The organism is Pluralibacter sp., from assembly GCF_019237635.1.
GTDB lineage: Bacteria > Pseudomonadota > Gammaproteobacteria > Enterobacterales > Enterobacteriaceae > Enterobacter_B.
On record NZ_JAFAGS010000015.1, the window covers coordinates 1 to 21,422 of the forward strand.

Sequence of the window (21,422 nt, forward strand, 5' to 3'; positions counted from 1 at the left end):
GCTGCTCGCTGGCGAACTGAATTTCAGACAGCAACGTATCCAGCGCGCTGCTGGTACGGGCTGGCCACTCATGCACGTTGCCCCGTACCTGATTGCCGCGCTCACCGTTAAGAATTCGCGTTGAGCGCAATTCCAGCAACTCCTGGCCGGAAAGCTGATTTCGCAGCCAACGCATCGAAAAGAAGATAACCAGCACCATAAAGCCGATGGCGACCGTCAGCGGCGCGGTGGTTAACAGCGAATGGAAATAGTTCGCCATCGGATCCTGGTACACCATATGGACGGTCATACCGGGATGTTTTATCAACGGGACAGAGACTTCACGATATTGATAGCTGCTGCCCATCGGCCGATAACTGCTGGTGCGCGAATGGCTGAATACGGTTTTGTGGTTGACGACCACATCCATGCGGACGATATCAACAGGCATCAACAGCTCGTCCAGTTGGCTGTCGATTTTATCAAAAGAGGTGGTCAGCAGACGGGAATCGATAACGGTCGCAACGGCACGGACGCGGTACTCCAGCTTATACTGAATACCGTTATAAAAGCTCAATGAGCTGCCGATAAGGGTGACAAAGATAGCCAGACCGGTCAGCAACGTCATAAAGGCTGAAAACTTCGTCGTTAATCGCATCCCTGTATTAACTCCGTTGGTGAAAAACATCCCGGACTGGCATCCGGCGCCCGCATTGACGCAAAAAATGAGTAAGCACTAACTTTTCAGAAAGATTCAGCATACTACCAGAGATGGTGTATCTGGCAATTTATTGCGATAAGTCGGCAACGCATTTTTGTTAGCGAGTATAGTCATCAGGAATTATTTTCCAATCGTTGATCAACTGAGGAAAGGTTATGCACGCGTTAATCTTAGAACAGCAGGACGGTAAAACCCGGGCGTCGGTACAATCCATTACGGATGACCAGTTGCCCCAAGGCGATGTGACGGTCGACGTCCAGTGGTCCAGCCTGAATTATAAGGATGCGCTGGCGATCACCGGCAAGGGTAAAATTATCCGAAACTTTCCTATGGTGCCCGGCATCGACTTCGCCGGTGTCGTGCACAACAGCGAAGATCCGCGTTTTCATGCCGGTCAACAGGTGCTGTTGACCGGTTGGGGCGTCGGGGAAAATCACTGGGGCGGATTGTCCCAGCGTGCCCGCGTCAAAGGCGAATGGCTGGTCGCCCTGCCTGAAGGACTGAGCGGTCGCCAGGCGATGATTATCGGTACCGCGGGATTTACTGCCATGCTGTGCGTCATGGCGCTGGAAGATGCCGGTATTCGCCCTCAGGATGGTGAAATCGTCGTGACAGGCGCCAGCGGCGGCGTCGGCAGCGCGGCGGTCGCTATTCTGCATAAGCTGGGTTACCAGGTCGTTGCCGTCTCCGGTCGCGAAAGCACGCACGACTACCTGCGCCAGCTGGGCGCAAGCCGGGTCCTCGGGCGCGAAGAGTTCTCCGAAACCCGCCCGCTGGAAAAACAGCTGTGGGCCGGAGCTGTCGATACCGTGGGCGATAAGGTGCTGGCGAAAGTGCTGGCGCAAATGAACTACGGCGGTTGCGTGGCCGCTTGCGGCCTGGCGGGCGGTTTTGCGCTGCCGACCACGGTGATGCCGTTCATCTTACGTAACGTGCGTCTGCAGGGCGTGGATTCGGTGATGGCGCCTGCCGCACTGCGTACGCGGGCCTGGAAGCGCCTGGTCCAGGATCTTCCCGCTTCTTTTTATACTCAGAGCGCGACCGAAATCGTGCTGGCGCAAGCGCCCGAGTATGCCGAACGCATCATGAACAACCAGGTTCAGGGCCGTACGCTGGTGAAGATCGCCTAATCTTCAAATTTTCGTGACATATTCGCTTAAATGACCGCCCTCCGTCATGCTTAGGAAAACGTATGACGGAGAGCGCCATGAAGCTGAAAAAGTTGACGGAAGCCGATGTAACGTCGGAGTCCGTATTTATGTTGCAGCGCCGCCAGGTGCTGAAAATGTTAGGGATCAGCGCCACGGCGTTGAGCCTGTCTCCCAGTGCGCAGGCGGACCTGCTGAGCTGGTTTAAAGGACACGATCGCCCGCCCGCCCCCTCCGGAAAGCCGCTCGATTTTACGCGTCCCGCCGAATGGCATAATTCGCTGACGCTGACGCCCGAAGACAAAGTGACCGGGTACAACAACTTCTATGAGTTTGGCCTGGATAAAGCCGACCCGGCGGCCAATGCCGGGAGCCTGAAAACCGCCCCGTGGACGTTGACGATTAACGGCGAAGTCGCCAAACCCCTGACGCTCGACCACGATGCCCTCACCAAACATTTCCCGCTGGAAGAACGTATTTACCGGATGCGCTGCGTCGAGGCCTGGTCCATGGTGGTGCCCTGGATTGGTTTTCCCCTTCATAAGCTGCTGGCGCAGGTCGAACCCACCAGCAATGCCAAATACGTGGCGTTTAAAACCGTTTATGCGCCGGAACAAATGCCCGGACAAAAAGACCGCTTCATCGGCGGCGGGTTGGCATATCCCTATGTTGAAGGGCTGCGGCTGGATGAGGCCATGCATCCCCTGACGATGCTTACCGTCGGTGTTTATGGCAAAGCGCTGCCGCCGCAAAACGGCGCGCCCATTCGCCTGACGGTGCCGTGGAAATACGGCTTTAAAGGTATCAAATCAATAGTCAGCATTACGCTGACCCGCGAGCTGCCCCCGACCACCTGGAACCTGGCGGCGCCGAATGAGTATGGGTTTTACGCCAATGTGAACCCTCATGTCGATCATCCGCGCTGGTCGCAGGCGACAGAACGCGTTATCGGCTCCGGCGGCCTGCTGGACGTCAAGCGACAGCCGACGCTGTTGTTCAACGGCTATGCCGATCAGGTCGCCCCGCTGTATCACGGCCTTAATTTACGGGAGTATTTCTGAGTGCGTTTAACGGCAAAACAGATAGTCTGGCTTAAAGTCGTCCTGCACTTAGCGGCATTTTTACCTTTTCTTTGGCTCTTCTGGGCGGGTTATCAGGGCTATTTCAGCGCCGATCCGGCGAAAGACATCCAGCACTTTACCGGCAGGATGGCGTTAAAGTTACTGCTGGCGACGTTACTGGTTTCGCCGCTGGCGCGCTACGCGAAACAGCCGCTGCTGATCCGCACCCGCCGCCTGCTGGGGCTATGGTGCTTTGCCTGGGCAACGCTGCATTTAACCAGCTATGCGCTGCTGGAGTTGGGGATCCATAATCTGGGACTATTGGGGCAGGAGGTGGTCAACCACCCCTACCTGACGCTCGGGCTGATATGCTGGCTTATCTTACTGGCGCTGGCGTCGACCTCCCTTCAGCTTGCACAGCGAAAACTGGGCCCGAACTGGCAGAAACTGCATAACTTCGTCTATCTGGTGGCGATCCTCGCCCCCATCCACTACCTCTGGTCGGTGAAAATTTTGTCGCCGCAGCCTATCATCTACGCCTTTCTTGCCGTTATCCTGTTGGGATGGCGCCACAAGAAGTTCCGCCAGTGGTTCCGTTAATGCACGATTCTGTGCGATTTCCCGCAGATCTTCCGCCTGATTTCGCACTTTTTCTGCCGGGCGGTTGATTATCTTCCCTGATAAGACCAGTATTTAGCTGCCAAATGCTACGAAATCGTTATAATGTGCGACTTTGGTTTTCCTGACAGGGGATTTTCTCCTCTGAAAAGGTGACAAGTGCGTATCGAAGGTATATTTTGTTTTTTTACCGGAGAATTGCAGGAGATAGCTGCACAATGGCAGACAAGTTTCGCATTTTGCTTTTGAACGGACCGAACCTGAACATGCTCGGAACCCGCGAACCAGAGAAGTACGGCACCCTGACGCTCACGGAAATTGTTAACCGTTTGACGGCAGAAGCTGATGCGCTGAACGTGTCGCTCGACCATTTGCAGTCCAATGCTGAGTACGTCATCATCGACCGAATTCATCAGGCTAAAGACGTTATTGACTATATCCTGATCAATCCGGCCGCGTTTACGCACACAAGCGTTGCGATTCGTGATGCGCTGCTGGCGGTGAGTATCCCGTTCATCGAGATTCACCTGAGCAACGTGCACGCACGGGAGCCTTTCCGGCACCACTCATATCTCTCTGATATCGCCGCTGGCGTCATCTGTGGATTAGGCGCTGACGGCTATTCATACGCTTTACAGACGGCGGTAAAACGCCTGTCACAATCACACTAAACAAAGAGTACGGAACCCACTCATGGATATTCGTAAGATTAAAAAACTGATCGAGCTGGTTGAAGAATCAGGTATCTCCGAACTGGAAATTTCTGAAGGCGAAGAGTCTGTACGCATCAGCCGTAGCGCGCCAAACGCGGGCTTCCCGGTCATGCAGCAGGCCTATGCCGCGCCAATGATGCAGCCTCAGGTTGCGCCAGCTGCCCCTGCAGCCGCAGCAGACGCACCGGCCGCGAAAGCAGAAATCAGTGGTCACATCGTACGTTCCCCGATGGTTGGTACTTTCTACCGTACGCCAAGCCCGGATGCGAAAGCGTTTGTGGAAGTTGGCCAGAAAGTTAACGCAGGCGATACCCTGTGCATCGTTGAAGCGATGAAAATGATGAACCAGATCGAAGCCGACAAATCAGGCGTGGTGAAAGCTATCCTGGTCGAAAGCGGTCAACCGGTAGAATTTGACGAGCCGCTGGTCGTCATCGAGTAACGAGGCGTACATGCTGGATAAAATTGTTATCGCCAACCGCGGCGAAATTGCATTGCGTATTCTTCGTGCCTGTAAAGAGCTGGGCATCAAGACCGTCGCTGTGCATTCAAGTGCGGATCGCGATTTAAAACACGTATTGTTGGCGGATGAGACGGTCTGTATCGGCCCGGCTCCGTCCGTAAAAAGCTATCTGAACATCCCGGCTATCATCAGCGCCGCTGAAATCACTGGCGCGGTAGCTATCCATCCAGGTTACGGCTTCCTATCCGAAAACGCCAACTTTGCCGAGCAGGTTGAGCGTTCAGGCTTTATCTTCATCGGCCCGAAAGCTGACACCATCCGCCTGATGGGCGACAAAGTGTCTGCGATCACCGCGATGAAAAAAGCAGGCGTACCCACCGTACCTGGCTCTGACGGCCCTCTGACCGACGACATGGATGCTAACCGTGCTCATGCAAAACGCATTGGCTACCCGGTTATCATCAAGGCGTCCGGCGGCGGCGGCGGCCGCGGTATGCGCGTGGTTCGCAGCGATGCCGAACTGGCGCAGTCCATCTCCATGACCAAAGCTGAAGCGAAAGCCGCGTTCAGCAACGACATGGTGTACATGGAAAAATACCTGGAAAATCCTCGTCACATTGAGATTCAGGTACTGGCTGACGGTCAGGGCAACGCCATCTATCTGGCCGAACGTGACTGCTCCATGCAGCGTCGCCACCAGAAAGTGGTCGAAGAAGCGCCAGCGCCGGGCATTACCCCGGAACTGCGTCGCTACATCGGCGAGCGCTGCTCCAGAGCGTGTATTGATATCGGCTACCGCGGCGCAGGCACCTTCGAGTTCCTGTTCGAAAACGGCGAGTTCTACTTCATCGAAATGAACACCCGTATTCAGGTTGAACACCCGGTTACCGAAATGATTACCGGCGTAGACTTGATCAAAGAACAGCTGCGTATCGCTGCGGGTCAGCCGCTGTCCATCAAGCAGGAAGACGTTGTGGTTAAAGGCCATGCGGTAGAGTGCCGTATCAACGCCGAAGACCCGAACACCTTCCTGCCGAGCCCGGGCAAAATCACCCGTTTCCACGCGCCAGGCGGTTTTGGCGTGCGTTGGGAGTCTCATATCTACGCTGGTTACACCGTACCGCCGTACTATGACTCAATGATCGGCAAGCTGATTTGCTACGGCGAAACCCGTGATGTGGCAATCTCCCGCATGAAAAACGCGCTGCAGGAACTCATCATCGACGGCATCAAAACCAACGTTGATCTGCAGACCCGCATCATGAACGACGAGAACTTCCAGCATGGTGGGACTAACATCCACTATCTGGAGAAGAAACTCGGTCTTCATGATAAGTGATCCTGACGCGTAGAGAAAAAGGCCGGTAAACCGGCCTTTTTTTTCGCCCGTATTTTTCCCATGCGGTACAATCCCCGCTTTCTTGACACTTAAGGGAATATCCATGGACAAACGTTTTGTTCAGGCCCACAAAGAAGCACGCTGGGCGCTGGGGCTAACCCTTCTTTATCTTGCAGCATGGTTAGTAACTGCTTACTTACCAGATTCGGTAACCGGGTTTACAGGGCTTCCGCACTGGTTCGAGATGGCATGCCTGCTCACGCCCCTGCTTTTCATTCTGCTGTGCTGGGCAATGGTGAAATTCATCTTCCGTGATATTTCTCTGGAGGATGACAATGCAGTTTGAAGTCATTCTGCCTCTGGTTGCGTATCTACTGGTGGTGTTCGGGGTGTCGGTCTATGCGATGCGTAAGCGCGCCACCGGCAGCTTCCTCAACGAGTACTTCCTCGGCAGCCGGTCGATGGGTGGGTTTGTGCTGGCGATGACGCTCACCGCGACCTATATCAGCGCCAGTTCATTTATCGGCGGCCCCGGCGCGGCCTATAAGTACGGACTGGGCTGGGTGCTGCTTGCGATGATTCAGCTCCCGGCCGTCTGGTTGTCGCTGGGCATCCTGGGTAAAAAGTTTGCTATTCTTGCGCGTCGGTACAATGCCGTCACGCTGAATGACATGCTGTTTGCCCGTTACCGGAGCCGCTTGCTGGTCTGGCTGGCAAGCCTGAGTTTGCTCATTGCATTTATTGGCGCGATGACCGTGCAGTTCATCGGCGGCGCGCGCCTGTTGGAAACGGCTGCGGGTATCCCCTATGACACAGGTTTGCTGATTTTTGGCGTCAGCATTGCACTGTACACGGCATACGGCGGTTTTCGCGCCAGCGTGCTCAACGACTCGATGCAGGGACTGGTGATGCTTATCGGCACCATCGTGCTGCTGGTCGGGGTCGTTCATGCCGCAGGCGGATTGAGTAACGCCGTACAAACCCTTGAGCACATCGATCCGCAACTCGTTTCCCCGCAGGGCGCTGATGATATTCTTTCCCCGACCTTCATGACCTCGTTCTGGGTTCTGGTGTGTTTTGGGGTTATCGGACTGCCCCACACCGCCGTACGCTGTATTTCCTACAAGGACAGCAAAGCGGTACACCGCGGTATTATTATCGGCACCATCGTCGTCGCCATCCTCATGTTGGGCATGCACCTCGCAGGCGCCCTTGGGCGGGCGGTCATTCCGGACCTGACGGTACCGGATCTCGTCATCCCAACGCTGATGGTGAAGGTGCTGCCGCCCTTTGCCGCCGGGATCTTCCTTGCCGCGCCGATGGCGGCAATCATGTCGACGATCAACGCGCAACTGCTGCAAAGTTCCGCTACGATCATCAAAGATCTGTATCTGAATCTGCGCCCGGAGCAGGCCCAGAACGAAACACGGCTTAAACGCATGTCGGCGGCAATCACGCTGCTGCTTGGCGTGTTGCTGCTGTTAGCCGCCTGGCGTCCGCCTGAAATGATAATCTGGCTGAATCTGCTCGCCTTTGGCGGGCTTGAGGCGGTGTTCCTCTGGCCGCTGGTGCTCGGGCTTTACTGGGATCGCGCCAACGCCGCGGGAGCGCTCAGCGCTATGCTTGTCGGCGGCGTGCTGTATGCCGCGCTCGCCACCCTGAAAATACAGTATCTGGGCTTTCATCCGATCGTCCCATCGTTACTGCTTAGTTTGCTGGCTTTTGTGGTCGGGAACCGTTTCGGACAACCCGTACCGCAGGCCTCCAACATCACTGTTAATGACTAAAAGAGTTTTGCCATGCCATGGATCCAACTGAAACTGAATACCACGGGCGCGAATGCTGAAGAGCTTAGCGATGCGCTAATGGAAACGGGCGCCGTTTCCATCACTTTTCAGGATACGCACGATACGCCCGTGTTTGAGCCATTGCCGGGTGAAACCCGCCTGTGGGGCGATACCGACGTTATCGGGCTGTTTGACGCCGAAACCGACATGAAGGAGGTGGTGGCTATCCTTGAACATCATCCGCTGCTCGGCGCTGGGTTTATTCACAAGATTGAACAGATTGAAGATAAAGACTGGGAGCGCGAATGGATGGACAACTTCCACCCAATGCGCTTTGGCGAACGCCTGTGGATTTGCCCGAGCTGGCGCGACGTACCGGACGAAAATGCGGTTAACGTCATGCTCGATCCGGGTCTGGCATTCGGCACCGGTACGCACCCGACGACGTCACTGTGTCTGCAGTGGCTGGACGGCCTCGATCTGAACGGCAAGACGGTGATCGATTTTGGCTGTGGATCCGGGATCCTCGCCATCGCCGCACTGAAGCTTGGCGCGACAAAAGCGATCGGGATCGATATCGATCCGCAGGCTATTCAGGCCAGCCGCGATAACGCCGAGCGTAACGGCGTTTCTGAACGTCTGGCGCTGTATCTGCCGAAGGACCAGCCAGAGGTCATGAAAGCCGATGTGGTGGTCGCAAACATCCTGGCAGGCCCATTGCGTGAACTGGCGCCGTTAATCAGCGTGCTGCCCGTTGAGGGCGGTTTGCTGGGGCTTTCCGGTATCCTCGCAAGCCAGGCCGACAGCGTGTGCGAAGCGTACGCCGATCTCTTCCACCTCGACCCGGTGGTGGAGAAAGAAGAATGGTGCCGTATTACGGGTCAGCGTAAGTAATCTTCCGAATGCGGCCTGCGGGCCGCATGTCGTTGTACCCCGCCGGATAATTGACAAAAATGGGAGCCACATCTCATTACGATGCCCTTTTTTGCTCACAAAAACAGCGTTTTATTCCGTATAAACGACACCTGAAACAACAAAAAATGAGAAGTTGTACGATTTTATAATTGGACATAAAACCATCATAAAAAAATAACTCAATGATTAATATAATTATTTACAGAATGGATTTCCCTTTACCGGCGATTCATTGATCTACAACACGGGATTGCTCAAAGTTTGGCCTTTCATCTCGTGCAAAAAATGCGTAATATACGCCGCCTTGCAGTCACAGTATGGTCATTTCTTAACTCATGCGCATCGGACACTACCAGCTCAGAAATCGCCTGATCGCAGCACCTATGGCTGGCATTACAGACAGACCATTCAGGACGCTGTGCTACGAGATGGGAGCCGGTTTAACCGTTTCCGAGATGATGTCTTCCAACCCACAGGTGTGGGAGAGCGACAAGTCCCGTCTACGGATGGTGCACGTTGATGAACCGGGTATTCGTACCGTGCAAATTGCCGGTAGCGTGCCTGAAGAGATGGCGGAAGCCGCGCGTATTAACGTAGAAAGCGGCGCCCAAATTATTGATATCAATATGGGTTGCCCGGCAAAGAAAGTGAATCGCAAGCTTGCAGGTTCAGCCCTTTTGCAACACCCGAGTCTGGTGGAGTCGATCCTGACCGCGGTGGTAAAGGCAGTGGACGTTCCTGTTACTCTCAAGATTCGCACTGGCTGGGCGCCGGAACACCGTAACTGTGTAGAGATTGCCCAGCTGGCTGAAGGTTGTGGCATTCAGGCTCTGACTATCCACGGACGCACTCGCGCCTGCTTGTTTAACGGAGACGCTGAATACGACAGCATTCGGGCAGTTAAGCAGACAGTTTCCATTCCGATCATCGCGAATGGCGACATTACTGACCCGCTTAAAGCCAGAGCGGTACTGGACTATACGGGGGCGGATGCCCTGATGATAGGACGTGCTGCTCAGGGAAGACCCTGGATCTTTCGGGAAATCCAGCATTATCTGGACACTGGAGAGCTGCTTCCACCCCTGCCGCTGGCAGAGGTTAAGCGCTTACTTTGCGCACATGTTCGGGAATTGCATGACTTTTATGGCCAGGCAAAAGGGTACCGAATCGCGCGAAAACATGTCTCCTGGTATCTTCAGGAACATGCTCCGGATGACCAGTTTCGGCGCACATTCAACGCCATTGAGGACGCCAGCGAACAGCTGGAGGCGTTGGAGGCATACTTCGAAAATTTTGCGTAAACAGAAATAAAGAGCTGACAGAACTATGTTCGAACAACGCGTAAATTCTGACGTACTGACCGTTTCTACCGTTAACTCTCAGGACCAGGTAACTCAAAAACCTCTGCGTGACTCGGTAAAACAGGCACTGAAGAACTATTTTGCTCAATTGAATGGTCAGGATGTGAATGATCTCTATGAGCTGGTACTGGCTGAAGTAGAACAGCCCCTGTTGGACATGGTGATGCAATACACCCGTGGTAACCAGACCCGCGCTGCCCTGATGATGGGCATCAACCGCGGTACTCTGCGTAAGAAACTGAAAAAATACGGCATGAACTGATTCAGTTAATGACGGATAAAAAGGCGCTAACCGGCATGGGGAAGCGCCTTTTTTTATTGCGACTACACCTCCCTCCTCTCTTGCCTGCGCCCGTTTTCGTGTATATTGCCAGCCATTCACGCAATCAATAACCAGGTGCCGTTATGCTCCGCAAGTACGGGTGGCTCATCGTTTTCACGCTTTTTATGTTCCTGTTTGACGCCCTGATCATGCAGTGGATTGAGCTGCTGGCGACCGACCATGAGAAGTGCCGCAACATGGACTCCGTCAACCCACTCAAGCTGGTAAACTGCATCGATCTCAAGTAGCGTGCGTAACGACGGACGAAGGGATTTTCCCGAGAGAAGCGCGCGGTGAATGCGAAGTCGTCAAGGTCGCCAAAATGTTATCCACCAGCAAAGGCGCCTGCGCCTGGAGGTTGAATCTTTCCGGATCCATCAGCCAGTTTTTTATCACGCCGCTGAAGAAGCTGTGCAATATCATTAGCATCAACTCGACGTTTGTCTCAGCTGAAATACTGCCATTGCGAATACAGGCGTCTAATAAACGACGCACATTGTCATAGCGAAAACCAATCCGTTGCCGTATTTCACTTTCAGACATCATATCTTTATTGAATTCACACTTATGATACAAAATCTGCATCAGGGCCTGCATCCGTGGCGTTACTGCAATATATATAAGTGAAGCAATAAACAACCCCCGCATGTATTCAAGTGGATTATCTTTTTCGCATTGTATCAACGTGTGTTCAATGGTTTCACGAAAGGGTATTTGCTCCCGCCATATTTCATTAAATAACTCGTTTTTATTATTGAAATGCCAGTACACCGCGCCACGCGTAACGCCCGCAGCCTCTGCGATGTCCGTCAGCGTGGTCTCTGACACGCCGCGCAGCGCAAATTGCTTGATAGCGGACTCAATGAGCAGTCGTCGCGTGAGCAGTGCATCGGCCTTTGTTTTCCTGGCCATAGCATAACCTCTGAGTTGTAAAACAGAACAATAGGGAAAGTTGTCGTATTCAGATTACTGATTTATACGAAACGGATTATTAACCAGAAAAAACACGCTGTCGATATCGACCTCAATATATAGATTAAAGAAATATAATGGATTTAATTATTCACAAAACAAATAAATGTTATTCATTAGTGGTTTCATGAGATATCGATCTCGTTTTTTTGCTTATGCGTGCTTTTGCATCAATATAATAAATGTACGCCCTTACATCCTGTGCTCTTTATTTGTAGCATAGCAGGCTGTTTTTATTTTCTCTTTCACCGACGGGGTAGCTTTTCGTTACGTCGGTTATTAAGGACTTGCAATGACGACTCACGCCAGGATTACTTTATTAACCAGCCTGATAGTTTCGGCTGCACTGCTTACCGGGTGCGATGACTCGGGAAACCAACAAGTTCATGCTCAGGCGCCGCAGGTTAGCGTTCATGTGGTAAGCCAGGCGCCCATTTCCGTCACCACTGAACTGCCGGGTAGAACCAGCGCGTTCCGCGTCGCGGAGGTTCGCCCACAGGTGGACGGCATCATTCTGCATCGAAACTTTGTTGAAGGGAGTGATATCCAGGCAGGCGAGTCGCTTTATCAAATCGACCCTGCCACCTATCAGGCCGCCTGGGATAGCGCCAAAAGCGACGAGGCCAAAGCCGAAGCCGCGGCAACCATCGCCCACCTGACCGTGAAGCGCTATGCCCCGTTGTTAGGCACCCAGTACGTCAGCCACCAGGATTATGACCAGGCCGTCGCCAACGCGCGTCAGGCGGATGCCGCCGTCCTGGCAGCGAAAGCCGCGGTTGAAAGCGCCAGAATCAATCTGGCGTATACCAAAGTCACATCCCCTATCGATGGCCGTATTGGTAAATCCAACGTCACGGAGGGCGCACTGGTGACCAACGGACAATCCTCCGCCCTTGCGACCGTCCAGCAATTGGACCCTATTTATGTCGACGTTACGCAGTCCAGCAGCGACTTCATGCGCCTGAAGCAGGAGAGCCTGCAGCGGGGCAGCGATACCAAAAGCGTGCAGCTGCTGATGGAAAATGGTCAACCCTACGCACTGAAAGGGTCGCTTCAGTTTTCCGACGTCACGGTGGATGAGAGCACTGGCTCCATTACCCTGCGCGCCATCTTCCCGAACCCCCAGCACACGCTGCTGCCCGGCATGTTTGTACGCGCGCGTATCGATGAAGGCGTTGACCCACAGGCCATTCTGGTCCCCCAACAGGGCGTAACCCGCACGCCGCGCGGCGATGCGAGCGTGATGCTGGTCAATGACAAAAACCAGGTCGAAGCCCGTACCGTCGTGGCCACTCAAGCCATTGGCGATAAGTGGCTTATCGCCAGCGGTCTTAAACCCGGCGACAAAGTGATCGTCAGCGGTCTGCAAAAAGTGCGCCCGGGCGTCACCGTGAAGGCTGAACAGGACACCGCGGCGCCTGTCGCGCAATAAGGTACGGATCACGCTATGTCTAAGTTTTTTATCTACCGACCGGTATTCGCCTGGGTACTGGCGATTATCATGATGATTGCGGGCGGCCTTGCGATTTTGCAGCTGCCTATCGCCCAATATCCGACAATCGCACCGCCTGCCGTAGCGATCTCCGCCACCTACCCCGGCGCAGACGCCCAAACGGTACAGGATACCGTGACCCAGGTTATCGAACAGAACATGAACGGTATCGATAACCTGATGTACATGTCTTCCACCAGCGACTCCGCGGGCGGCGTCACGATTACGCTGACCTTTAAATCGGGGACCGACCCGGATATCGCCCAGGTGCAGGTACAGAACAAACTGCAGCTGGCGACGCCGCTGCTGCCACAGGAAGTACAGCAGCAGGGGATCAGCGTAGAAAAGTCGAGCAGCAGCTTCCTGCTGGTGGCCGGTTTTATTTCCGATAACCCGACGACCTCTCAGGACGATATCTCCGACTACGTCGCCTCGAACGTCAAAGACGCCATCAGCCGTCTCAACGGCGTGGGCGACGTTCAGCTGTTTGGCGCGCAGTATGCGATGCGCATCTGGCTCGACGGGAATTTGCTGAACAAATATAACCTGACGCCGGTTGACGTTATCAACCAGCTGAAAATCCAGAACGACCAAATTGCCGCAGGCCAGCTCGGCGGAACGCCAGCGGTTAAAGGCCAGCAGCTCAACGCCTCGATCATTGCCCAGACTCGCCTGAAAGACCCGGAGGAGTTCGGTAAAGTCACGCTGCGGGTGAATGCCGACGGTTCCGTCGTTCATCTGAAGGATGTGGCGCGCATTGAGCTTGGCGGCGAGAACTATAACGTCGTCGCCCGTATCAACGGCAAACCTGCTTCCGGTCTTGGTATCAAGCTTGCCACCGGCGCCAACGCCCTCGACACAGCCGCGGCGATTAAAGCGAAACTCGCCGAACTGCAGCCCTTCTTCCCTCAGGGAATGAAGGTTGTTTACCCTTATGACACCACGCCGTTCGTGAAAATCTCCATTCACGAAGTGGTGAAGACGCTGTTTGAAGCGATTATCCTTGTCTTCCTCGTCATGTATCTGTTTTTGCAGAACATGCGCGCAACGCTTATCCCGACCATCGCCGTCCCCGTCGTGCTGTTAGGCACTTTCGCGGTATTGTCGGCATTCGGCTACTCCATCAACACGCTCACGATGTTCGGGATGGTGCTCGCGATAGGTCTGCTTGTCGATGACGCCATCGTGGTGGTGGAAAACGTCGAGCGCGTGATGGTCGAAGATAAGCTGCCGCCAAAAGAAGCGACCGAAAAATCGATGTCGCAGATCCAGGGCGCGCTGGTCGGCATTGCCATGGTGCTGTCGGCGGTGTTTGTACCAATGGCCTTCTTCGGCGGTTCCACAGGGGCGATTTATCGCCAGTTTTCTATCACCATCGTCTCGGCGATGGCGCTGTCAGTGCTGGTTGCGCTGATCCTGACCCCGGCGCTGTGCGCCACCCTGCTAAAACCCGCGTCGGCGGACCATCACGAGAAGAAAGGGTTCTTCGGCTGGTTTAACGCAAAGTTCGATAACAGCGTAAACCACTACACCAATAGCGTAAGCCGTATCCTGCACGGTACCGGACGCTATCTTCTTATCTATGCGCTCATCGTCGCCGGGATGGCGGTACTGTTTATACGCCTGCCCACCTCCTTCCTGCCTGATGAGGACCAGGGGGTATTCATGACCATGATCCAGCTGCCTTCCGGCGCGACGCAGGAGCGTACGCAAAAGGTTCTGGATGAGGTTACCCATTACTACCTGAATAATGAAAAAGAGAACGTTGAAAGCGTCTTCACGGTAAACGGCTTTAGCTTCAGCGGCCAGGGGCAGAACTCCGGGATGGCGTTTGTCAGCCTGAAGCCCTGGGAAGCGAGGAGCGGTTCGGCCAACAGCGCGGAATCGATCATCAAACGCGCCACCATGGCTTTCAGCCAGATCAAAGACGCGATGGTGTTCCCATTTAACCTTCCGGCTATTATCGAACTGGGTACCGCCACCGGTTTTGACTTCGAGCTTATTGACCAGGGCAACCTGGGCCACGATGCGCTCACCCAGGCACGTAATCAGCTGCTTGGTATGGTGAAGCAGCACCCGGACCAGTTGGTTCGCGTGCGTCCGAACGGCCTCGAAGATACGCCGCAGTTTAAACTCGATGTGGACCAGGAAAAAGCGCAGGCGCTTGGTATTTCGCTTTCCGATATCAACGAGACCATTTCTGCGGCCCTCGGTGGATACTACGTCAATGACTTCCTCGACCATGGCCGTGTGAAGAAGGTCTACGTCCAGGCTGACGCCAGTTTCCGTATGTTGCCGAGCGATATCAATAATATGTACGTGCGCAGCGCTAACGGTGAAATGGTGCCGTTCTCCGCATTCGTCACCTCGCACTGGGTGTACGGCTCGCCACGTCTGGAACGTTATAACGGCCTGCCGTCAATGGAGCTGCTGGGTGAAGCGGCGCCAGGTAAGAGTACCGGCGATGCGATGATCCTGATGGAACAACTGGCAAGCCGACTCCCGACAGGTATTGGCTATGACTGGACCGGAATGTCATATCAGGAGCGGCTCTCGGGCAACCAGGCGCCTGCACTGTACGCTATATCGCTTATCGTGGTATTCCTGTGCCTGGCGGCGCTGTATGAAAGCTGGTCTATCCCCTTCTCGGTCATGCTGGTCGTGCCATTAGGGGTCATTGGCGCCCTGCTGGCCGCCTCTGTGCGCGGTTTGAATAACGACGTTTACTTCCAGGTCGGGCTACTCACCACGATCGGTTTGTCGGCGAAAAACGCCATCCTGATCGTCGAGTTCGCCAAAGATCTGATGGAGAAAGAGGAGAAAGGCATTACCGAGGCCACACTCGAAGCCTCACGTATGCGGCTTCGCCCGATTCTGATGACCTCGCTGGCGTTTATTCTGGGCGTTATGCCGCTGGTGATAAGCCATGGCGCGGGAAGCGGCGCACAGAATGCGGTAGGTACCGGCGTGATGGGCGGAATGCTGACCGCGACGCTATTGGCTATTTTCTTCGTGCCGGTGTTCTTCGTCGTCGTCAGACGGCGATTCACAAAACACACTGGCTAAATTCCCCCTCACCAACAGGCGCCTTCCCGGCGCCTTTTTTCGCCTGCCTTTTTTCTACATAATTGGCGCATCTGTTTGACCATTTCTCCACGATGTTTACGAAGCTCATAAATTGAGATTATTTCCTCTGCCTGTCTCCCCTGCCACAAGTGGTAAAATAAGCCATGCCGTAATGCGCCATACATTGGTGTAAAAAACGGATTATTCAGAGGTAACATTATGAAAAAATTAATTTTAGTGACGTTGCTAACCACATTACTGGCGGGCTGCGCTCACGATTCTCCCTGTGTTCCCGTTTATGACGATCAGGGTCGACTGGTTCATACCAATACCTGCATGAAAGGCACCACTCAGGATAACTGGGAAACCGCAGGGGCGATTGCCGGCGGCGCCGCCGCTCTGGCAGGCCTGACGCTGGGTATTGTCGCGTTAACCAAATAACCCGCAACGCGCGGGTTCTCCCGCGCTTTGCACCATTTCTGAATACAACGTTTTGTATTAATTAAGAAAGTATGCTCTCTCTTCTTTGCCATAAAATTACTATCTGTTAATTGTTCTTATTGTTTTCCTGTTTATGCGTGGCTCATTCACATTACATTCGCCATCCATTTCCAGATTAATATTCACCTGAGAAAGCATTTTTTATTTACCCCGGTAGTAAAACTATTTCGCTCTAATTTGTGGCGCAGGTTGTAATTTTGCACCACTGCAGGGCGCTTGTTTTTTTCTTTCCTGTCTACACTCACTTTATTGCCTCTCGGCTACGTAGCGTTTGGGTCGATTGCAATTCTGGCATTCCCTTTGCTTTAACAGGAATGGCCATAGCCAAAGACAGGGTCGGACGTTCTTCTGAGCGTCTCATTTATAACGATAAATTTCGCCACACAGGAAGCTTTATGAAAAAGACGACGATCGCCAGTTTTGTCGCGGCGGGGGTGTTGTTCGCCATTGCCTCCCAGGCGCATGCCGGTGCCACCTTTGACGCAATAAAGACGAAAGGTTTTGTGCAGTGCGGTATTAGCGATGGTTTGCCCGGCTTCTCCTATGCCGACGCTGACGGCAAATTTACCGGTATTGATGTTGACGTGTGCCGCGGTGTTGCCGCTGCCGTATTTGGCGACGCCAGCAAGGTGAAATATACCCCGCTGACGGCGAAAGAGCGCTTCACCGCGCTGCAATCCGGCGAAGTGGATCTGCTGTCGCGCAATACCACCTGGACGTCATCGCGTGATGCTGGCATGGGCCTGTCTTTTACCGGCGTGACCTATTACGACGGCATTGGCTTCCTGACCCACGACAAAGCCGGGCTTAAGAGCGCGAAAGAGCTGGATGGCGCGACCGTCTGTATTCAGGCCGGTACCGACACCGAGCTGAACGTGGCGGATTACTTTAAAGCCAACAATATGAAATACACCCCGGTGACATTTGACCGCTCTGATGAATCAGCGAAGGCGCTGGAATCGGGGCGCTGCGATACGCTGGCCTCAGATCAGTCCCAGCTGTATGCGCTACGAATCAAGCTGAGTAAACCGACGGAATGGGTGGTCTTGCCGGAAGTTATCTCTAAAGAGCCGTTGGGGCCGGTCGTGCGCCGTGGCGATGATGAGTGGTTTGCCATCGTTCGCTGGACGCTCTTCGCCATGCTGAATGCCGAAGAGATGGGCATCAACTCGAAGAATGTCGACGAAAAAGCAGCGAATCCATCAACCCCTGATATGTCACATCTGCTGGGTAAAGAAGGGGATTTCGGCAAAGACCTGAAGCTGGATAACAAGTGGGCCTACAACATTATCAAGCAGGTGGGCAACTACGCCGAGATTTTCGATCGTAACGTGGGTGCCGACAGTCCGCTGAAGATTAAGCGCGGCCAGAACAATCTCTGGAATAACGGCGGTATTCAGTACGCTCCGCCGGTACGTTAATGCAGTTGCGGTAACGGGCATCGCGTAAGCGGTGCCCACTCTGGTGTCCTGGTTGCTGAGGTTTTCTTATGTCCCATCGCCGCCTGACCGTGAAAGGAGCGCTTTCCCTTTCAAACCCTACGGTTCGCGCCTGGTTGTTTCAGATAGTCGCCGTTGTGACGATCGCCACCATCGTTATTTATCTGATACATAACACCATTACTAACCTGAATAACCGCGGTATCACGTCGGGATTTGCCTTTCTCGATCGCAGCGCCGGGTTCGGTATCGTGCAACATCTGATTGACTATCAGGAAGGTGACACCTACGGCCGCGTGTTTATCGTGGGATTATTAAATACCCTGCTTGTCTCCGCGTTGTGCATTGTTTTCGCCTCAATCATCGGTTTTTTTCTGGGGCTGGCCCGCCTGTCGGAAAACTGGCTGCTACGCAAACTCTCTACGTTGTACATCGAAGTCTTTCGCAACATTCCCCCCCTGCTGCAGATTTTCTTCTGGTACTTCGCCGTGCTGCGCAATCTCCCCGGCCCGCGCCAGGCGGTTGATGCCTTCGGCCTGGTGTATCTGAGCAACCGCGGGCTATACATCCCTGCGCCGCAGCTCGGTGAAGGCCTGCTGGCGTTTACCGGCGCAGTATTGCTCGCCATAGTGATTTCAGTAGGTCTGTACCGCTATAACAAAACGCACCAGATAAAAACGGGCCAGCTGCGTCGCACCTGGCCGACGGCGCTCGGTCTGATCATTTTTCTTCCTCTGCTGGCGCACTGGACCTTTGGCGCGGCAATCCACTGGGACATTCCACAACTTCATGGTTTTAACTTCCTCGGCGGCATGGCCCTGATTCCGGAGCTGGCGGCGCTTACGCTGGCGCTATCGGTCTATACCTCAGCGTTTATTGCCGAAATTATTCGCGCAGGTATTCAGGCCGTTCCATACGGGCAGCATGAGGCCGCGCGCTCGCTAGGCCTGCCAAACCCGGTGACGTTGCGCCAGGTGATTATCCCGCAGGCGCTGCGCGTGATCATTCCACCGCTTACCAGTCAGTATCTGAATATTGTCAAAAACTCCTCGCTGGCGGCCGCCATCGGCTATCCCGATATGGTGTCCCTGTTTGCCGGAACCGTGCTTAATCAGACCGGACAAGCGATTGAGACGATCGCCATAACCATGTCGGTATACCTGATTATCAGTCTGAGTATTTCGCTGCTGATGAATATCTATAACCGTCGTATGGCGCTGATTGAGCGTTAGGGAGCCATGATGACAAAAGCACCTCTGTCACCGCCTGCCCGCCCAATCGGCGCGGGGAAAAACCCGGCTGTTACCTGGGCGCGTAAAAACTTGTTTTCCAGTTGGTCCAACAGCCTGCTGACGCTGTTCTGCCTGTGGCTATTATGGGAGCTCCTGCCGCCGCTGGTCGACTGGGTATTTCTGCAGGCAAACTGGGTCGGCAGCACAAGAGCCGATTGTACAAAAGCTGGCGCCTGCTGGGTCTTTATTCATGAGCGCTTTGGGCAGTTCATGTATGGCCTCTATCCGCACGATCAGCGCTGGCGAATCCACCTTGCGTTGGTTATCGGCATACTGACGATTATCCCGATGTTCCTGAAAAGGCTCCCTCAACGTGGGCGCTATATCGCCTGCTGGGCCGTGCTGTATCCGCTGATCGTCTGGTGGCTGCTGTATGGCGGTTTTTTCGGTCTCGATCGCGTTGAGACCCGGCAGTGGGGCGGACTGACGCTGACGCTGATCATTGCCTCCGTGGGCATCGCCGGGGCGCTTCCCTGGGGAATTCTGCTGGCGCTGGGTCGCCGCTCTACCATGCCCGTGGTCCGCATCCTGTCGGTTATCTTTATTGAATTCTGGCGCGGGGTACCACTTATCACCGTGCTGTTTATGTCCTCGGTGATGTTGCCCCTGTTTATGTCAGAAGGCACCAGCATCGACAAACTCATCCGCGCGCTGGTCGGCGTTATCCTGTTCCAGTCAGCCTATGTGGCGGAGGTGGTGCGCGGAGGACTGCAGGCATTACCAAAAGGGCAGTACGAAGCCGCGGAATCGCTGGCGCTGGGGTACTGGAAAACGCAGGGGCTGGTGATTTTGCCTCAGGCGCTGAAACTGGTTATCCCGGGGCTGGTAAATACCATCATCGCCCTGTTTAAAGACACGAGCCTTGTGATCATCATCGGGCTGTTCGATCTGTTCAGCAGCGTGCAACAGGCTACTGTCGATCCGGTATGGCTTGGAATGTCCACCGAGGGCTATGTCTTTGCCGCACTGATCTACTGGATCTTCTGCTTTAGCATGTCGCGCTACAGCCAGCACCTGGAAAAGCGCTTTAACACCGGGCGTACACTGCACTGAGGACACTATGAGTCAAACGATCTTACAACCGGCCGACGCGATGATTACGATGGAACATGTGAATAAATGGTACGGCCAATTCCATGTATTAAAAGACATTAACCTGAGCGTTAAGCACGGCGAGCGTATTGTGCTATGCGGCCCCTCGGGGTCGGGAAAATCGACGACTATCCGCTGTATTAACCATCTTGAGGAACATCAACAGGGGCGGATTGTTGTCGATGGCATTGAGCTCAACGAGGATATTCGCAACATCGAACGTGTCCGCCAGGAAGTCGGGATGGTGTTCCAGCATTTCAATTTGTTCCCCCATCTGACCGTATTGCAAAACTGCACGCTGGCGCCTATCTGGGTACGTAAAATGCCGAAGAAAGAAGCGGAGGCTCTGGCGATGCACTACCTGGAACGTGTACGTATCGAGGAACATGCAAACAAATTTCCCGGGCAGATCTCCGGCGGACAGCAGCAACGTGTCGCCATTGCACGTTCTCTGTGTATGAAGCCGAAAATTATGCTGTTCGATGAGCCGACCTCCGCGCTGGACCCGGAGATGGTGAAAGAGGTGCTGGATACGATGATTGGCCTTGCCCAGTCGGGAATGACAATGCTCTGCGTTACCCATGAAATGGGCTTTGCCAGAACTGTCGCTGACCGGGTTATCTTTATGGATCGCGGTGAAATTGTAGAGCAGGCGCCGCCGGATGAGTTCTTCGCCCGACCAAAATCAGAGCGCACGCGAGCCTTTTTGTCGCAGGTTCTTCACTAGCAAGACGCAAAAAGGCCATCCTTTCGGATGGCCTTTTTACTTGTTTGATGTCTGGCAGTTCCCTACTCTCACATGGGGAGACCCCACACTACCATCGGCGCTACGGCGTTTCACTTCTGAGTTCGGCATGGGGTCAGGTGGGACCACCGCGCTCTTGCCGCCAGACAAATTCTTTTTAACTTGCCGAACTTTAACCTTAAAAACTGGTGCTGATACCCAGAGTCGAACTGGGGACCTCACCCTTACCAAGGGTGCGCTCTACCAACTGAGCCATATCAGCACACTAAATTTGATGCCTGGCAGTTCCCTACTCTCACATGGGGAGACCCCACACTACCATCGGCGCTACGGCGTTTCACTTCTGAGTTCGGCATGGGGTCAGGTGGGACCACCGCGCTCTTGCCGCCAGGCAAA

The 21,422-nt window shown here is 54.2% G+C and carries 20 protein-coding genes, 1 tRNA gene, 2 rRNA genes and 1 pseudogene; 19 read left to right on the plus strand and 5 right to left on the minus strand.

The genetic code is table 11. The annotated features are described in order from the left end of the window. Positions 1-637 (minus strand): annotated as a pseudogene (locus tag JO226_RS01840) (RNase E specificity factor CsrD); the annotation flags it as partial. A gap of 218 nt (positions 638-855) precedes the next feature. Here JO226_RS01840 and JO226_RS01845 point away from each other — a divergent pair. The 12 genes from JO226_RS01845 to JO226_RS01900 all read left to right on the plus strand — a co-directional run bounded on the left by JO226_RS01845 (position 856) and on the right by JO226_RS01900 (position 10,675). After that, positions 856-1,830 carry an MDR family oxidoreductase gene (locus JO226_RS01845; RefSeq protein WP_293481905.1) on the plus strand — a complete coding sequence of 325 codons (975 nt, stop codon included), beginning with the start codon at positions 856-858 and terminating at the stop codon, positions 1,828-1,830. 77 nt (positions 1,831-1,907) lie between these two features. Beyond that, positions 1,908-2,909, plus strand: a complete 1,002-nt coding sequence (gene msrP / locus JO226_RS01850; RefSeq protein ID WP_293481907.1) for a protein-methionine-sulfoxide reductase catalytic subunit MsrP — start codon at positions 1,908-1,910, stop codon at positions 2,907-2,909. Further along, positions 2,910-3,509 carry a protein-methionine-sulfoxide reductase heme-binding subunit MsrQ gene (gene msrQ, locus JO226_RS01855; RefSeq protein ID WP_293481909.1) on the plus strand — a complete coding sequence of 200 codons (600 nt, stop codon included), beginning with the start codon at positions 2,910-2,912 and terminating at the stop codon, positions 3,507-3,509. 236 nt (positions 3,510-3,745) lie between these two features. Then, on the plus strand, positions 3,746-4,198 hold the full coding sequence (aroQ, locus tag JO226_RS01860) for a type II 3-dehydroquinate dehydratase (RefSeq protein ID WP_013364486.1): 453 nt from the start codon (positions 3,746-3,748) through the stop codon (positions 4,196-4,198). A gap of 22 nt (positions 4,199-4,220) precedes the next feature. Then, the gene (accB, locus tag JO226_RS01865; RefSeq protein ID WP_293481912.1) at positions 4,221-4,682 is read left to right on the plus strand and encodes an acetyl-CoA carboxylase biotin carboxyl carrier protein; all 462 of its coding nucleotides are present in this window, start codon (positions 4,221-4,223) and stop codon (positions 4,680-4,682) included. Between the two features lie 10 nt (positions 4,683-4,692). Continuing rightward, on the plus strand, positions 4,693-6,042 hold the full coding sequence (gene accC / locus JO226_RS01870) for an acetyl-CoA carboxylase biotin carboxylase subunit (protein ID WP_293481914.1): 1,350 nt from the start codon (positions 4,693-4,695) through the stop codon (positions 6,040-6,042). 103 nt (positions 6,043-6,145) lie between these two features. Then, positions 6,146-6,388, plus strand: coding sequence for a YhdT family protein (locus JO226_RS01875; protein ID WP_293481916.1), 243 nt, complete (start codon positions 6,146-6,148; stop codon positions 6,386-6,388). Further along, positions 6,378-7,829 (plus strand): sodium/pantothenate symporter, encoded by a 1,452-nt coding sequence (gene panF, locus JO226_RS01880; RefSeq protein ID WP_293481918.1) that lies wholly within the window; start codon positions 6,378-6,380, stop codon positions 7,827-7,829. Before JO226_RS01875 ends, panF begins: the two co-directional genes overlap by 11 nt. Before the next feature lie 12 nt (positions 7,830-7,841). Next, positions 7,842-8,723 carry a 50S ribosomal protein L11 methyltransferase gene (gene prmA / locus JO226_RS01885; RefSeq protein ID WP_293481920.1) on the plus strand — a complete coding sequence of 294 codons (882 nt, stop codon included), beginning with the start codon at positions 7,842-7,844 and terminating at the stop codon, positions 8,721-8,723. 356 nt (positions 8,724-9,079) lie between these two features. After that, on the plus strand, positions 9,080-10,045 hold the full coding sequence (gene dusB, locus JO226_RS01890) for a tRNA dihydrouridine synthase DusB (protein ID WP_293481922.1): 966 nt from the start codon (positions 9,080-9,082) through the stop codon (positions 10,043-10,045). Positions 10,046-10,070: 25 nt separating this feature from the next. Beyond that, on the plus strand, positions 10,071-10,367 hold the full coding sequence (fis, locus tag JO226_RS01895) for a DNA-binding transcriptional regulator Fis (protein ID WP_000462905.1): 297 nt from the start codon (positions 10,071-10,073) through the stop codon (positions 10,365-10,367). 143 nt (positions 10,368-10,510) lie between these two features. Continuing rightward, positions 10,511-10,675 carry a DUF2556 family protein gene (locus JO226_RS01900; RefSeq protein ID WP_293481939.1) on the plus strand — a complete coding sequence of 55 codons (165 nt, stop codon included), beginning with the start codon at positions 10,511-10,513 and terminating at the stop codon, positions 10,673-10,675. Here JO226_RS01900 and envR read toward each other — a convergent pair. Further along, positions 10,668-11,339 carry an acrEF/envCD operon transcriptional regulator gene (envR, locus tag JO226_RS01905; protein ID WP_293481941.1) on the minus strand — a complete coding sequence of 224 codons (672 nt, stop codon included), beginning with the start codon at positions 11,337-11,339 and terminating at the stop codon, positions 10,668-10,670. The genes JO226_RS01900 and envR overlap by 8 nt on opposite strands. A gap of 352 nt (positions 11,340-11,691) precedes the next feature. On the opposite strand from envR, the gene JO226_RS01910 reads away from it, so the two are divergent. From JO226_RS01910 to JO226_RS01940, 7 genes are all read left to right on the plus strand, one after another. Then, the gene (locus JO226_RS01910) at positions 11,692-12,831 is read left to right on the plus strand and encodes an efflux RND transporter periplasmic adaptor subunit (RefSeq protein ID WP_293481943.1); all 1,140 of its coding nucleotides are present in this window, start codon (positions 11,692-11,694) and stop codon (positions 12,829-12,831) included. Between the two features lie 15 nt (positions 12,832-12,846). Then, positions 12,847-15,957: an efflux RND transporter permease subunit gene (locus JO226_RS01915; protein ID WP_293481945.1), complete on the plus strand. Its 3,111-nt coding sequence runs from the start codon at positions 12,847-12,849 to the stop codon at positions 15,955-15,957. Positions 15,958-16,176: 219 nt separating this feature from the next. Next, on the plus strand, positions 16,177-16,398 hold the full coding sequence (locus JO226_RS01920; RefSeq protein ID WP_013364475.1) for a lipoprotein: 222 nt from the start codon (positions 16,177-16,179) through the stop codon (positions 16,396-16,398). A gap of 455 nt (positions 16,399-16,853) precedes the next feature. Next, on the plus strand, positions 16,854-17,879 hold the full coding sequence (locus JO226_RS01925; protein WP_293481948.1) for an amino acid ABC transporter substrate-binding protein: 1,026 nt from the start codon (positions 16,854-16,856) through the stop codon (positions 17,877-17,879). 68 nt (positions 17,880-17,947) lie between these two features. Next, positions 17,948-19,129 carry an amino acid ABC transporter permease gene (locus JO226_RS01930; RefSeq protein ID WP_293481950.1) on the plus strand — a complete coding sequence of 394 codons (1,182 nt, stop codon included), beginning with the start codon at positions 17,948-17,950 and terminating at the stop codon, positions 19,127-19,129. 9 nt (positions 19,130-19,138) lie between these two features. Further along, the gene (locus JO226_RS01935; RefSeq protein WP_293481952.1) at positions 19,139-20,242 is read left to right on the plus strand and encodes an amino acid ABC transporter permease; all 1,104 of its coding nucleotides are present in this window, start codon (positions 19,139-19,141) and stop codon (positions 20,240-20,242) included. A gap of 7 nt (positions 20,243-20,249) precedes the next feature. Next, a complete protein-coding gene (locus JO226_RS01940) occupies positions 20,250-21,008 on the plus strand; it encodes an amino acid ABC transporter ATP-binding protein (RefSeq protein ID WP_293481954.1) in 759 nt (252 codons plus the stop codon). Between the two features lie 49 nt (positions 21,009-21,057). On the opposite strand, the gene rrf (JO226_RS01945) is transcribed toward JO226_RS01940, so the two are convergent. The 3 genes from rrf (JO226_RS01945) to rrf (JO226_RS01955) all read right to left on the minus strand — a co-directional run bounded on the left by rrf (JO226_RS01945) (position 21,058) and on the right by rrf (JO226_RS01955) (position 21,418). Further along, positions 21,058-21,173 (minus strand): 5S ribosomal RNA (rrf, locus tag JO226_RS01945). Between the two features lie 39 nt (positions 21,174-21,212). Continuing rightward, positions 21,213-21,288, minus strand: a tRNA-Thr gene (locus JO226_RS01950). 14 nt (positions 21,289-21,302) lie between these two features. Next, positions 21,303-21,418, minus strand: a 5S ribosomal RNA gene (rrf, locus tag JO226_RS01955). Positions 21,419-21,422 lie beyond the last annotated feature (4 nt).

Coding starts and splice junctions, on each gene's coding strand:
- JO226_RS01845 (WP_293481905.1), top strand. CDS start 856: ATGCACGCGTTAATCTTAGAACAGCAGGACGGTAAAACCCGGGCGTCG.
- msrP (WP_293481907.1), top strand. CDS start 1,908: ATGAAGCTGAAAAAGTTGACGGAAGCCGATGTAACGTCGGAGTCCGTA.
- aroQ (WP_013364486.1), top strand. CDS start 3,746: ATGGCAGACAAGTTTCGCATTTTGCTTTTGAACGGACCGAACCTGAAC.
- accB (WP_293481912.1), top strand. CDS start 4,221: ATGGATATTCGTAAGATTAAAAAACTGATCGAGCTGGTTGAAGAATCA.
- accC (WP_293481914.1), top strand. CDS start 4,693: ATGCTGGATAAAATTGTTATCGCCAACCGCGGCGAAATTGCATTGCGT.
- JO226_RS01875 (WP_293481916.1), top strand. CDS start 6,146: ATGGACAAACGTTTTGTTCAGGCCCACAAAGAAGCACGCTGGGCGCTG.
- panF (WP_293481918.1), top strand. CDS start 6,378: ATGCAGTTTGAAGTCATTCTGCCTCTGGTTGCGTATCTACTGGTGGTG.
- prmA (WP_293481920.1), top strand. CDS start 7,842: ATGCCATGGATCCAACTGAAACTGAATACCACGGGCGCGAATGCTGAA.
- dusB (WP_293481922.1), top strand. CDS start 9,080: ATGCGCATCGGACACTACCAGCTCAGAAATCGCCTGATCGCAGCACCT.
- fis (WP_000462905.1), top strand. CDS start 10,071: ATGTTCGAACAACGCGTAAATTCTGACGTACTGACCGTTTCTACCGTT.
- JO226_RS01900 (WP_293481939.1), top strand. CDS start 10,511: ATGCTCCGCAAGTACGGGTGGCTCATCGTTTTCACGCTTTTTATGTTC.
- envR (WP_293481941.1), bottom strand. CDS start 11,339: ATGGCCAGGAAAACAAAGGCCGATGCACTGCTCACGCGACGACTGCTC.
- JO226_RS01910 (WP_293481943.1), top strand. CDS start 11,692: ATGACGACTCACGCCAGGATTACTTTATTAACCAGCCTGATAGTTTCG.
- JO226_RS01915 (WP_293481945.1), top strand. CDS start 12,847: ATGTCTAAGTTTTTTATCTACCGACCGGTATTCGCCTGGGTACTGGCG.
- JO226_RS01920 (WP_013364475.1), top strand. CDS start 16,177: ATGAAAAAATTAATTTTAGTGACGTTGCTAACCACATTACTGGCGGGC.
- JO226_RS01925 (WP_293481948.1), top strand. CDS start 16,854: ATGAAAAAGACGACGATCGCCAGTTTTGTCGCGGCGGGGGTGTTGTTC.
- JO226_RS01930 (WP_293481950.1), top strand. CDS start 17,948: ATGTCCCATCGCCGCCTGACCGTGAAAGGAGCGCTTTCCCTTTCAAAC.
- JO226_RS01935 (WP_293481952.1), top strand. CDS start 19,139: ATGACAAAAGCACCTCTGTCACCGCCTGCCCGCCCAATCGGCGCGGGG.
- JO226_RS01940 (WP_293481954.1), top strand. CDS start 20,250: ATGAGTCAAACGATCTTACAACCGGCCGACGCGATGATTACGATGGAA.